This window comes from Halomonas sp. Y3 (genome assembly GCF_024137965.1).
In the GTDB taxonomy this organism is placed as follows: Bacteria; Pseudomonadota; Gammaproteobacteria; order Pseudomonadales; family Halomonadaceae; genus Halomonas; species Halomonas mongoliensis.
In genome coordinates this window covers 3,247,362-3,259,318 of record NZ_CP099975.1, presented here as the reverse complement: position 1 = coordinate 3,259,318, position 11,957 = coordinate 3,247,362, and the positions used below count along the sequence as shown (strand labels likewise).

11 protein-coding genes, 3 pseudogenes and 1 other annotated feature are annotated in these 11,957 nt (G+C 55.4%); of the genes and pseudogenes, 9 read left to right on the top strand and 5 right to left on the bottom strand.

What is annotated here, in order from left to right; genetic code table 11:
* Positions 1 to 19: 19 nt before the first annotated feature.
* From NHL60_RS15365 to NHL60_RS15345, 5 genes and pseudogenes are all read right to left on the bottom strand, one after another.
* Positions 20 to 523, bottom strand: a pseudogene (locus tag NHL60_RS15365) (IS3 family transposase); the annotation flags it as partial.
* Positions 524 to 592: 69 nt separating this feature from the next.
* Entirely contained in the window at positions 593 to 1,366 is a 774-nt protein-coding gene (istB, locus tag NHL60_RS15360) for an IS21-like element helper ATPase IstB (protein ID WP_133483961.1), read from the bottom strand.
* Positions 1,359 to 2,849: an IS21 family transposase gene (gene istA, locus NHL60_RS15355; protein WP_253452147.1), complete on the bottom strand. Its 1,491-nt coding sequence runs from the start codon at positions 2,847 to 2,849 to the stop codon at positions 1,359 to 1,361. Before istA ends, istB begins: the two co-directional genes overlap by 8 nt.
* 128 nt (positions 2,850 to 2,977) lie before the next feature.
* Positions 2,978 to 3,702 (bottom strand): annotated as a pseudogene (locus tag NHL60_RS15350) (IS3 family transposase); the annotation flags it as partial.
* Positions 3,308 to 3,424, bottom strand: a sequence feature (AL1L pseudoknot). It overlaps the preceding pseudogene by 117 nt.
* A 122-nt stretch (positions 3,703 to 3,824) precedes the next feature.
* Positions 3,825 to 4,407 (bottom strand): annotated as a pseudogene (locus NHL60_RS15345) (IS630 family transposase); the annotation flags it as partial.
* 328 nt (positions 4,408 to 4,735) lie between these two features.
* Here NHL60_RS15345 and NHL60_RS15340 point away from each other — a divergent pair.
* The 9 genes from NHL60_RS15340 (at position 4,736) to NHL60_RS15300 (ending at position 11,834) form a co-directional block, all read left to right on the top strand.
* Entirely contained in the window at positions 4,736 to 6,724 is a 1,989-nt protein-coding gene (locus NHL60_RS15340; protein ID WP_253445317.1) for a helix-turn-helix domain-containing protein, read from the top strand.
* On the top strand, positions 6,721 to 7,422 hold the full coding sequence (locus NHL60_RS15335) for an AzlC family ABC transporter permease (protein ID WP_253445314.1): 702 nt from the start codon (positions 6,721 to 6,723) through the stop codon (positions 7,420 to 7,422). The genes NHL60_RS15340 and NHL60_RS15335 overlap by 4 nt, the downstream gene beginning before the upstream one ends.
* Positions 7,401 to 7,739, top strand: coding sequence for an AzlD domain-containing protein (locus NHL60_RS15330; RefSeq protein ID WP_253445311.1), 339 nt, complete (start codon positions 7,401 to 7,403; stop codon positions 7,737 to 7,739). The genes NHL60_RS15335 and NHL60_RS15330 overlap by 22 nt, the downstream gene beginning before the upstream one ends.
* A gap of 112 nt (positions 7,740 to 7,851) precedes the next feature.
* Positions 7,852 to 8,688 carry an AraC family transcriptional regulator gene (locus tag NHL60_RS15325; RefSeq protein WP_253445308.1) on the top strand — a complete coding sequence of 279 codons (837 nt, stop codon included), beginning with the start codon at positions 7,852 to 7,854 and terminating at the stop codon, positions 8,686 to 8,688.
* Between the two features lie 126 nt (positions 8,689 to 8,814).
* Positions 8,815 to 9,411, top strand: coding sequence for a hypothetical protein (locus tag NHL60_RS15320; protein ID WP_253445306.1), 597 nt, complete (start codon positions 8,815 to 8,817; stop codon positions 9,409 to 9,411).
* Complete coding sequence (locus NHL60_RS15315) at positions 9,408 to 9,812, top strand: DUF2000 domain-containing protein (protein ID WP_253445303.1); 405 nt, start codon at positions 9,408 to 9,410, stop codon at positions 9,810 to 9,812. The genes NHL60_RS15320 and NHL60_RS15315 overlap by 4 nt, the downstream gene beginning before the upstream one ends.
* Positions 9,809 to 10,576 (top strand): SUMF1/EgtB/PvdO family nonheme iron enzyme, encoded by a 768-nt coding sequence (locus NHL60_RS15310; protein ID WP_253445300.1) that lies wholly within the window; start codon positions 9,809 to 9,811, stop codon positions 10,574 to 10,576. Before NHL60_RS15315 ends, NHL60_RS15310 begins: the two co-directional genes overlap by 4 nt.
* Complete coding sequence (locus NHL60_RS15305; RefSeq protein WP_253445297.1) at positions 10,566 to 11,207, top strand: molybdopterin-dependent oxidoreductase; 642 nt, start codon at positions 10,566 to 10,568, stop codon at positions 11,205 to 11,207. The genes NHL60_RS15310 and NHL60_RS15305 overlap by 11 nt, the downstream gene beginning before the upstream one ends.
* A gap of 15 nt (positions 11,208 to 11,222) precedes the next feature.
* On the top strand, positions 11,223 to 11,834 hold the full coding sequence (locus NHL60_RS15300; protein ID WP_253445294.1) for a LysE family translocator: 612 nt from the start codon (positions 11,223 to 11,225) through the stop codon (positions 11,832 to 11,834).
* The last annotated feature ends 123 nt before the right edge of the window (positions 11,835 to 11,957 follow it).

Here is an 11,957-nt window from a genome sequence, read left to right as displayed (position 1 = left end):
GGAGACTCGTTGGTTTGAGTCAGGCCACCATCTTGGCCTGACCCTGTTGCTCATAATACAGCGCTTCTCGCTCAGCAGGCGGCATGTTGCCGATCGGTTCCAGGAGCCGCCGATGATTGAACCAGTCGACCCACTCCAGAGTGGCGAACTCAACGGCCTCCAGGTGCCGCCATGGCCCGCTTCGGCGGATGACCTCCGTCTTGAACAACCCGATCACCGTCTCGGCCAGCGCATTGTCATATGAGTCGCCGACACTCCCGACAGACGGGGCGATGCCGGCGTCCTCCAAGCGCTCTGTGTATCGAATCGAGACATATTGGACGCCCCTATCGCTATGGTGAATCAAGTCGCTGCCAGGCCGCTGAGGCCGTTCATGAAGCGCCTGCTCCAGCGCATCGAGCACCATATCGGTGCGGGGTGAACGGGAGACTCGCCAGCCAATGATCCGCCGAGCAAAGGCGTCGATGACGAAGGCAACATAGACGAAGCCTTGCCAGGTCGCGACATAGGTGAAATCCGACACCCTATGCGACGTCAACTACTTTGGCCGCTTGGCGACAATTAAAATGGCCGGTTGGGTGGGTAGTTGTCGTCAGTCCGACGACCCAGCTTTTCCTCCTTGTAATTGTCGTTGATAAGCACGCTTACGGTAGCTCTCCCCGCTCAGCTCCATCAGCGTGGCGTGGTGCACCAACCGGTCGATGGCGGCCACTGCCATCATGCTGTCGGGGAAGATACTGTCCCAGGCGCTGAACGGCTGGTTGGCGGTGATGATCAGGCTGGCCGACTCGTAGCGATGGGCGATCAGCTCGAACAGCACTGACGTCTCGGCCTCGCTGCGTTGGACGTAGCCGATATCGTCGATCACCAGCACGGCGTACTTGTCGAGCTTGATCAGGGCGTCGCTCAGGCGCAGTGCCTGCTTGGCAGCCTGGAGCTCCTGGACCAGGCTTGAGGCGGTGGCGTAGCGCACCCGGTAACCCTGGTCGACCAGCGTATGCCCGAGCCCGGCCGCCACGTGGCTCTTGCCGACGCCGGAGGGCCCAAACAGCAGCAGGTTGTGAGCCTGGTCGACCCACTGCGTGTCGCCGGCCAAGGCGCTCAGTTGCCGGCGCTGCTCGGCCGCGATGGCGTCGAACTCGAAGGACTCCAGCGTCTTGCCCACCGGCAGCCGGGCCTCCTTGAGGTGCCGGGCCAGCCGGCGTCGCTCACGCTCGGCCAGCTCGTGCTCGCATAGGGCGGCCAGTGTTTGTGGCAGGCTCCAGTTTTCGGCTCGGGCGCGGGTTTCCAGCTGGGGCCAGCAGGCGGCCATGGTGGGCAGGCGGAGCTGTCGCAGTAGCAGCGGCAGCGTCTGGGCATCAGGCATGGCAGCACACCTCTGTGGTCGGCACGCTGGGCACCAGATGGTTGTAGCTGGCGATGTCATGCTGAGTCACCTGGGGGAAAACCAGCGTGGCGCTCGGCGTGGCGGCGAAGCGGGCCTGGAGCTCGGCCAGCGTCGGGCTCTTCCCGCGCGCCAGGGCGCCCAGCCAGTAACTGGCGATCGCCTCGGCCTGGTCCTGCTCGGCGGCCAACGCCAGAGCGCCAACGATGCGCTTGCAGGCCTCGGCGACCGGCAAGGCGGCGGTCAGCCGGGCGTACAGCTCGCGCCACTCCGCACTCGGCAGCAGGTCGTCGCGGAACGTCAGCCCCGCCAGCGCCCGGGGCTTGCGGACCAGCCAGCCGATCACATGGCGGTAATCGATGACCCGCAACCGGCCGCTTTCCGGCGTGGCATGCAGCCGCCTCAGCGTCAGCAATGCTTGCTGTGCGTGATGCAGCACCAAGCGATCATCGTAAAGGTGCACCCGCAGGTTCTCGCCGATCAGCCGGGACGGCACCGAGTAGAGCACCTTGCGCACCTGGATGGTGCTGGAGGTAGTGACGCGCACCGTCACCTCGCTGTAGTCGGTACCGGGCCGGCTGGGCAGTGGCTGCAGCGCGCCACGCTCGACGGTGATCCGGGCCGCGTTGCGGCGGTTGATCGCGGTGGTCACCTCATCGAGGAAGGCCTGGTAGTCATCGAGGCTAGCGAAGTCGTGGGAGCCGCGCAGCGTCAGGCGCTGTTGCAGACGCCGCTTGAAGTGGCCATGCGGCGACTCGATGCTGGCGTTTTCATGGCCGCGCCCTGGGTTATTACGGGTGGCCGTCATGCCGTAGTGAGCGCACAGGGCAGCATAACGCTCGGTGAGGTCGGCTTCCGCCTCCCGGCCGAGGTTGCGGAAGGCCGCCGACAAGCTGTCGGTGCGGTGCTCCGCGGGGACACCGCCAAGCCGCTCCAGCGCACGGGTCAGGCCTTCAGCCAGCGCGGGGTAGCTCTCGCCACCGAGCACCACCCGGACATAACACCAGCCGCTGTAGGCCAGGCGGAAGTGGTAGAGCCGGTGATCAAGCAGCTCCCCTGCCACGGTAATGACAATCCCCTTGAGCTCGGTGAAGTCGGAGAGGCCGCGCAGCCCGGGGCCATGGGTTTGCGGGAACATTACCTCTTTCTCCGGGCCATGCGCGGCCCGCCAGCCCTTGACCCGGCGCTGCAGGGTGCGCAGCAGGCTGTCCGGATACTGGCCGGGGTGCTGCTCCTGCAGCCACTCCAGCAGGGTCAGTGCCTGCAAGCCCGGGGCAGCGGCCAACTGGGGGACGAGCGTGGTCTCCCACACATCGGCGAAGGGGTCGGATCGGGTTCGCCAGTGCCGTGGTGCCGGCAGCTCAGAGGACTCGGCCCGGCGTTCGAGGCGGCGAGCGGTTCTGACGGAGAGGCCGGCCTTGGCGGCGGCGACCTCCTGGGTCTGGCCTTGTTGGCGTTGCGACATATAGAGCGTGACCTGTTGGCTGGTGACCGCCATACCGGCTCCCTGGTGGGTCGGGACAAGCGGTCAAGCTTAGGGCAACCGGCCACAATAGTTGTCGTCGGCCGGCCAGAGTAATTGTCGCCCTATAACACCCACAGCGCATTCGGCTGAGCTGGCTGAAACTGCCGTCGCACCAGGTCCGCCGGCGAGGCCTTGTTGGGATCTGGCACGGTGGTACGGACTGGCTTGCCTCTCACCACGCCTCGCAGCCCCATATGGCGCATCAGGCGCTCGACGGTGCAACGAGCGGTGGGAATCGCTTCTCGATGCAATTGTCGCCAGACCTTGCGGATGCCATAGACACCGAAGTTCTCCTCCCAGACGCGCTGGATCTCGGCACTCAGCCAGCGGTCACGCTGGATGCGGGGTGGTGCGCGATCAGGCTTGGCGTCACGGGCCTTGTGCTCGTAGTAGGTCGACGGGGCGATCGGCAGGATTCGGCAGATCGGCTCGACCCCGTACGACTCCCGGTGATCATCGATGAACTCGATCATCACTTGCCGCGGCGGTCGAGCTCCGCCTGGGCAAAATACGCAGAAGCCTTGCGGAGAATCTCGTTGGCCTGCTTCAACTCGCGGTTCTCGCGCTCCAGAGCCTTGATCCGCTCGCGTTCAGACGTGGTCGCGCCTTCCCGACGACCTGCATCACGCTCGGCCTGACGGACCCAACTACGCAGCGTCTCTGGCGTGCAGCCGATCTTGGGGGCAATGGCACCGATAGCGGCCCACTGGGAGGGGTAGTCGGCTTCGTGGTCGAAGACCATGCGGACGGCTCGCTGCCGGACCTCAGGTGCATATCGCTTGGAAGTGTTCATGGCTCCATCCTCTCAAGGTTTGGCGCCTCCAGGAATCCCGGTACGGTTCATCCTTTCGCCCCCTGATCGGTTTATAGGAACAGGGTATCAGAGGGCACGACAGTCATCCTGACACTGGGGGCAATGGGACTCCACGCGTATGGAACCGGTGACGACTGCGAAAAGCCCGACTCATCGAAGTAATAGAGCTCGTGCTCACCCAGGTCTTCCCGCTCCTGAAGCACCTTGAGGAGGCCTTGAGTGTTGCGGAAATCCGTTTCGTCGCGCCGTGCCTTCAGTGAATACCGAATACGCTTGAAGCTGAGCCTATTTTTTTTTCAGCGCCCTGCGGAGCGTCACCATGCTGATGTTTTTCCCCGTCTCTTCCTGAAAGCGGGCATGCAAGGAGCGGAGCTGGTGGGGCTGTTCGGCGACAAGTTCCTGCAGCCGATGGTGGTCGTCGTCATCCAAGGCCGGCGTGCGGCCACTGCGCGGCTTGTCGATCAGCCCATCAAGCCCTGCTACCTCCCACTGTTTGAGCCATCGAGATACGGCATCGCGGCGGACCTGCAATATCTCACAGATCTGAGCGATGGTATGACCTTGATCGCTCAGCAAGATGGCATGCGCACGTCGACGTAGGGCGCGCTTCTCACCATGGTGATAGGCGGAGGACAGCGTCTGCTGCTCAGACTCAGTGAGAGGTGCAACGAAGCGCCTTGCCATGGTTCCGTCCGTGTCAGTTATCCTACGCACATTATGCACGAAAACTTTCGGTCAGGCACTTAGTTAGGATCGGTGTCTCCGCCACTTCACCCAATATAGGAACTGCTGGAGGGACCGCCTTCCTCCACAGGCGGTTTCGAAGCCGATAACCGCCCAGCATAGTTGCTGGCTCCCCGGGTGGCTAAACGAGATCCGAGAGCCAGCACCTGGCGTCCCCCACGGCAATACGGTAACCCTTCCAACCAGCCTCGCCATGCGGTTGAGCGCTTGAAATTTCTCTTCGATCGTTCTATAAAAGGAACATATTCCCTTTTAAGGAACGAAAGAAGTGCAGCATCTCGCCACTCTAGCCAGCAACCTGAAACGTGTTCGCCTGCACAGGGGGCTAACCCTCTCCGGCCTGGCCCAGCGCTGCGGTATCGCAAAATCCACGCTATCCAGGATGGAATCGGGCCAAGGAAACCCGACAATCGATACCTTATGGCTACTTGCCGACGCGCTTGGCGTGCCCTTCGGCGACTTGGTGGCCAATGATGGAAGCGGCCCAACCGAGCCTGGCGAGTTCAGCGGGCAGGGCGCGTCTGTTCGCTTAATCGAACGACACGATAGCAACCCGGTCGTCGAGACTTACCGTCTGGCACTGCCGGCCGGACACATCAGGCGCTCTGCACCGCATGCACCAGGCGTTCGCGAGCGGGTGGTGGTGCAACAGGGAAGCATGCTGGTGGGTGATGCCCTGCGCCCCCAGCGACTCAATCCTGGAGAATCCTGTGAGTATGCTGCAGACGTGGAACACCTCTACGGCGCATCGGACGAACCAGCCGTGGGAATCGTGTTCATCGAGTACCCCACTGATGCCAGCCACCTCCATCTCGTGGACCAAGCCATCGACTGGCCCGACACGCCGCAGGAATGGGAAGGCGCCCGCAGCCTGTTTCACCGGCTGGCGATCGAGACCTCCACCGGGCTCACGGGCAGCCTGCTACGTTTGCGCCATGCCCCAAAAGATAGCAACGATATAGGTGAGCAGGTCATCGAGCATGTCGGCTTGCGCGCAAGTGATGCCTGGCCAATCTACTGCGTGGCTGGCCACGACTCTCACGACGCCTTCTGGGCAGTCGTACCACTGACAACCACCTCGGCCTTTGTGGCCAGTCCTCTCGAGGGAGTTGACGATATTCTGGACGAGGCCAGACGGCTCGCGCGCCTGGCCGAATCTCCTTTCCTGCCTGACACCTCGGTCCGGTCGGAGAAACACCGTCACTCTCCATACATTGTCCTTGACTGCCTGACGAGTGAAGTCGCGTTACAGCGTGGCGACATAGCCTTGCCCGGCACGGTCACGCTCGAAGCCCCCTTCAATCGACACGCAACCTCTCAGGAAGCAGAAGCCTTTTCGAGCAGGATCGATGTCGACCACTACGCCGCCTATGAGTTAGTGCACCCAGCTTACGCTCGCCAGATGGTCGCTATGGCAGAGGACATCCTGGCCTTCGGCGGCGACTTGGCAACCGGCAACGCCATGGACATCGGCACGGGCCCGGGCACCGCCCTGCTGATGCTGACCGAGCTACTGCCAAGACTAAGGGTAACAGCCGTCGAACCCGATGACGTCGCCATCGCCCATCTCAAGGCGCTCTCGAAAGGACAAGAGCGTATCAAACCTCATCACGGGGATTTCCTTGCACTCGCTACACCTCCGGCCAGCCAGAGGCTCCTGACCTCGGTGGGTGCCTCACATCACTTCAACACCCCCTTCATGCTCAAGAAGTGTCAGGAGCTTTTACAACCCGGTGGTCTGCTATGCGTGGCCGACGAGTTTCTTCCCGAATTTCATGATCGGGAGACCCGGCTACGCGCCTTAGTTCTTCATCACAGTGCCTATATCCTGGCTAGCACAGCATGCCTGGAGCGCGCTGATCTCCGAGCATTTACGGCAGATACCCGAAGTTGCCACGACGATATTCGCCAGTCCCTCTGCCTGGCGGTACTCGAGGCGCAGCGCGGCTTGGTCAACGAAGCCGTCACGCGCTGCCGGAGCTTGCTATCCCGACTGAATAGTCAGGGTCTGGAACAGGCCGCTCACTGCCCGCTCGGCGTCTTCGTCAGATTCTTTCGACTAGAAATGCAAGCGATGGTGGCCGGCTTTGATTATGAGGTAGAGCGCAAGACGTATACTCGGCGCTTCCTGGAACTGGCTCGATTCAATGGGTTCGAGCTGCTGCATCATCGTCGCGTCTTTGCTACCACGGGTACAGATGACTGGCAAGGTGGTACTCATGTCTTCACCTTCCGTAAGCATGGGGGCGCACCATGAATGCCTTCCTGAGAGGGCTCGCTGGCAGTGCCTCCGTCGCTGCTGGCTATCTGCCCATCGCCTTTGGCTTCGGCCTGACCGCGCTACAGGCGGGGCTGTCGCCCCAGTCCACCCTGCTGACCTCCATGGTGGTATTCGCCGGCGCAAGTCAGTTCATCCTCGTCGCCCTGCTGACATCAGGAGCGGGGCTGCTCGGCACCCTCGGCGCCGTGCTGCTGATGAATGCCCGCCACTTGCTCTATGGCCCGGCTCTGATGCCACAGCTAATGGCCCAGGGAAAGCGGTACCCTACGCCCCTGCTGGCATTCGGTTTGACAGATGAGGTCTTCGCCACGGCAGCTGGACGTCTCGACCAGCTTGCGCCAGAGGATCGACAAGCGTGGCACTTGGGCCTGCAACTCGGTGCTTATGGCGCCTGGATGGCAGGCACGCTGATGGGTGTGACGTTCGGTGGAGAAATCGATCAGCTTCCTATCGCCCTGGCGGCGGCCCTGGAGTTCATCCTGCCGGCGTTGTTCTTCGTGCTGTTACTGGAGATCGGCGTACGGAAGTGGCTCGGCACTATTGTGGTTACGGTACTGGTTACAGCCCTGCTCCAGACGATACTGCCAAGCTATCACGCCCTTACATTGGGGATGCTGTTAGGAGCGGCCTCATCACAGCTCAGGAGGAAGCCATGCTCTCGACGCTCCACCTGACGATTTTGCTTGCTGGCATTGTCACCTTTCTGCTGCGGTGGCTGCCGGTCATGCAGCACTCAGCGCCTCGCCGCAACTTGCCAGGCTCCGTCAGGCAGCTGCTAGCGGCCATTGGACCTGCGGCATTGGCAGCGTTGCTGACGATCTCGCTATTTCCCATGTTGTTCGACTCCCCCTTCGCGCCACAGGGCTGGAACATATACGTAGCACTATTGATTATTATCTTATGCAAGAATTTTTTTAGTGGCATCGCCATACCGACTGTCCTTGGAACGTTTTTTTATGGAATATGCACATATTTTATTAACGGCTTTTGATGTCTCAGGTCTTTCATGCCACCCATTAATATTATGACAACCCCAACTTTCTTTAGGCAAGCAGTAAGAAATTCTACGTCCGATCATTTATACAATCAATGGAGTTACCTCCATGGATCCAAATATCAAAAGTCGGCTGCATCAATTAGCCTGGCATGATGGCGTTGAGATTTTAGAAGCAAACTTAAAAGGCCGACCATTTAGCAAGCATGCACATGATGCCTTCTCAATAGGCGTCATAGAGGATGGCGTTGGAGGATATGATTACCGGGGAGGGAAAAATGTTTTTCCAAAAGGCACTCTTACACTCATGAATCCTGATGAGCTGCACGATGGCTATGCTTTAAGCAGATCTCTCAAATATAAGATGCTATATGTCAGTGAAAGATCAGTCAAAGAGCTACTTGAAGTAAAGTTGACAGGATTTAAAGAATTCTCTCCAGTAGATCGTGGAGGTTGCGTAGCCAGTTCGCTAAGGAATATAAGCAAGAGATTTAGTCTGAATGATCATAAGGGCTGGAGGCTTGCTATAGACACCGAGCTTACATATCTTCTTCAGTATATTTTTGCAATGAATGGTGGCGCTCCATTAACGGGAGGCTGGAAAGAGCCTAGTGCTGTAAATAAAATTAAAAACTATCTGGAAGGGCAGCTATCAGACTATCTTGAATTCGGAGTGTTTGACGAGGAAAACATCTCTTTGGGCACCTTGGCTGGAGAAGTGGGTTTTCACCCAAATTATTTGTTGAACATCTTCACGCAGCATATGGGGGTGCCACCTTATACGTACTGGACTATGCTACGAGTAAAGTGCTCTAAGAGGCTATTGAGAAATAGGGAGCAAATTAGTGAAGTGAGTCAGAAGTTAGGATTTTACGATCAAGCACACTTCACTCGGGTGTTCAAGAAAATGACTGGTGTAACCCCCGGCCAGTTCAAGTCGCTCTGACCTTTAGATCGTGCAATACAGCAGCTTTATCCTATGCGAACCTCACCCTCAGTAGAAATTTTGATGCACCTTTAAGGTCTCCACCACATTGATTTTATGGGATATTCAGTTAAAAGAGGCTGAGACATGGATGCGCTATCTTTTCCTATCGAAAGCCTAAGCCTAGTGACGCCTCGTAGGCAGGTTGCATATGAGTGCTTCGACATAGTGACACTAGGTCCGCCAGGAACAAGCAGCGAGCATGCAGCCAAGAAGATTATTAAAGGAAACCAATCAAGAATAAAGCTTTTCTCCACATACGAAGCAGCTGAGCAACATATGCTGGCTAACCCAGAAGCAACCGGCCTTCTTGTGGCCAATGCTTATCAACATATAAATAGGTTTTATATTTCATCTAGAAACATCCCAGTCGCAGCCTTCTTTATTCCCACTCCACCATATCTTTTGGCCTCAAAAGCCAGCGTCCAGCACCAAGACAAAATTCGCATCTCCTCGCATAAGGCCCCCTCACACCTAATAGGAAAACTATTGGAAGGGCGTGAACATGAACTGGTAGAAGCTCACTCTACTAGCCAAGCAGCGCGCATGGTGACAATAGGGGATGTAGATGCATGCCTAACCACAAGACCGGCTTGCGAAGCGGAGAACCTAGTTCCAATCAGTAAAACTTTTATTATCCCAATGCTTTGGACATTATTTTTAAGCAAAGAGGAATATTCATGAGCATGAAGGGTGTGATCATCGTAGATAACAGTCTCCCTGCTGGGTTACAGGCGAATATCCCTGCCGTTCTGAGCCTTAGCGTAGGAAAAGCCTTTCCGGAGATTGTCGGCCATGATGTTAATACTAAAGAAGGGGTTGTTTATAGAGGTATAACTAGGATTCCGCTACCTATTTTGCAAACTTCATCAGAGAACCTAAAAGACCTTCATGAAAAGGCCGAAGAAGAAGGCCTATACTCTGCATGTTTCACCAACATGGCACTTGCCACTAAAAGCTATAATGATTACGAGGAAAAAGTTTCTAATTCAAAAAGCACCGATTTAATCATCCACGGATTGGCAATATACGGTGAAAAAAAGTCAATTAACCGCATTAGTGGAAATTTGGGTCTGCTGAAATGACTGTAACCAAGGATATGATCTACATAAGGCCAGAATTTTTCAAAAGAGGTAGCAGTCTGTTCAAGAATGAAGGCCCTGTGAACACTGTTTTTCTTTCACCCTATTGGATAGACAAGTATCCAGTCACGAATGCTAGATTCAAAAAATTTGTCGAGGATGGTGGATATCAGAATAGAAAGTTTTGGTCAGTCCAAGGGTGGGAGTTTGTTAAGGAAAAGGATGTCACAGAACCACTATACTGGTTTGATCCTCTCTGGAACCAGCCGGAGCAGCCTGTTACAGGTGTGTCTTGGTGGGAAGCTATGGCATTTTCAGTTTATGAAGGAAAGACGCTGCCGACTGAGGCTCAGTGGGAAATGGCAGCAGGGTCGGGAACGGATACATATCCTTGGGGTGAAGCGCCCCCCTCCGAAGAGATGGCCAATTATGCTCCCGGCTGTGAGCCAGCTGAACTTAAGCGAAGTAGCACCAAGGTAAACGCATACCCTCAGGCCGCTAGTCGAGTGGGTTGCCATGACATGGCAGGGAATGTCAATGAATGGTGTATAGATAATGTGAGCAATAACTATAACTGGGATTACTATCGGATCAATCCCGTTTACCTCATTCAAGAAGATCTTCCGCACATTGTGAAAGGCGGCTCTGGGCTTCATGATGAAGATAATTTACGCTGTGCAAGTAGAGATTCCTATGATCCGGGATTAAGAGATAACATAGTTGGTTTTCGGTGTGTCTTATTAGGAGAAAGTTTCAATGGACGTTAATACCAAAACCACTCCCTTTCTGAATAAGAAACCCTCCTCGCTACGCTATTTTCAAGAGGGGGTGGTGCCGATTGATATCGAAAAATGGCGGCTAAGAATCTTCGGTGAGGTTGGTGATAAAATTGAGCTCACCTATGATGATTTATTGTCCCTTCCCAAGATCTACCAGAACCGTCGAAATGTCTGTGTATGCCTCTGGAGCATCAAGCGGCATTGGGATGGCGTCTTGCTTCGAGATGTTCTAGATTTAGCTGGTGTCGATTATGATGATCCAAAACTTTATATGAAGCAGTTAAGCTATGGGACCAGAAAGGGAGCTTATGACTCTACTGTGCATCTCGCTTCCGCAGTAAAAAGGGATGCCATGTTGGCGTATATGGTAGATGGTCAGGAGCTCCCTTTGGAGCAGGGACATCCACTTAGATTTATAGATTTTGGCTTGTATCTATATAAATGTGTTAAGGCAATCTCTAGCATTGAAATAACACGGAATTTCGAAATTGGTTATTGGGAAGAATATGCGGGCTATAATAAAAACGGGATTATTCAGCCCAAAAAATATTATGCGGTAGATCTGCAACGCAAATTCTTCTTTGATGGCGATGGAGAAGTTACTGATCACGACTTGTAACCTATGTGGTGACTCATGAATGACATCTTGATAACAATATCGTCCATGGCCATGTTTGCATTTGCCACATCCGCGACGCCTGGGCCTGTAAATATCGTTTCCGCTATGTCAGGAGCCCGATTTGGTCCTCTTCGAAGCCTTCCTTATGTTCTTGGGGCTACAAGTGGATTTGTCGCAATTTTGTTATCTGTAGGAGCTGGTCTGGGGGCGTTCATAACTTCTTACTCTATTGTGGCAAAGGTTATGGCTATTGTCGGATCTTCCTATATGCTATATTTAGCATATAAAATTGCTGCTTCTTCTGGTATTAATTCATATGATGAAAACATTGATATTCCACCTGGTTTTTCATCTGGCATTATAGCGCAAGTGTCAAACCCTAAAGCCTGGATCGTGTCCCTGTCTGCTGTTTCCATATATATTTCAACGAGCGATAACTATGTCGCTCTGCTTGCTTTGTTTAGCGGCCTTTTTTATGTGATTTGTGCTTTTTCTTTGTGGGGCTGGACTTTTGTCGGAAGCAAGTTGTCAGAGCACATCGTTGATTTCAAGGTTTTCAATCTTGTGATGGCTGCCGTTCTTTCCATATCAATTGCTTTCTTCTTGATTGATTTTTTATTAACTTAGTGTGCCAGGTGTACAGTGATAGTAATAACCTGACGGATGCCCTCGCGGGCTCTCATGAACCATACCAACTTTCTCGAAGACCCGTTGGTTTGATTCAGGCCGCCTTCTTGTCCGGATGGGATT

Excerpts from the sequence above, each read along its gene's own strand:
- istB (WP_133483961.1), bottom strand. The coding sequence starts at position 1,366 with ATGCCTGATGCCCAGACGCTGCCGCTGCTACTGCGACAGCTCCGCCTG.
- istA (WP_253452147.1), bottom strand. The coding sequence starts at position 2,849 with ATGTCGCAACGCCAACAAGGCCAGACCCAGGAGGTCGCCGCCGCCAAG.
- NHL60_RS15335 (WP_253445314.1), top strand. The coding sequence starts at position 6,721 with ATGAATGCCTTCCTGAGAGGGCTCGCTGGCAGTGCCTCCGTCGCTGCT.
- NHL60_RS15330 (WP_253445311.1), top strand. The coding sequence starts at position 7,401 with ATGCTCTCGACGCTCCACCTGACGATTTTGCTTGCTGGCATTGTCACC.
- NHL60_RS15325 (WP_253445308.1), top strand. The coding sequence starts at position 7,852 with ATGGATCCAAATATCAAAAGTCGGCTGCATCAATTAGCCTGGCATGAT.
- NHL60_RS15320 (WP_253445306.1), top strand. The coding sequence starts at position 8,815 with ATGGATGCGCTATCTTTTCCTATCGAAAGCCTAAGCCTAGTGACGCCT.
- NHL60_RS15315 (WP_253445303.1), top strand. The coding sequence starts at position 9,408 with ATGAGCATGAAGGGTGTGATCATCGTAGATAACAGTCTCCCTGCTGGG.
- NHL60_RS15310 (WP_253445300.1), top strand. The coding sequence starts at position 9,809 with ATGACTGTAACCAAGGATATGATCTACATAAGGCCAGAATTTTTCAAA.
- NHL60_RS15305 (WP_253445297.1), top strand. The coding sequence starts at position 10,566 with ATGGACGTTAATACCAAAACCACTCCCTTTCTGAATAAGAAACCCTCC.
- NHL60_RS15300 (WP_253445294.1), top strand. The coding sequence starts at position 11,223 with ATGAATGACATCTTGATAACAATATCGTCCATGGCCATGTTTGCATTT.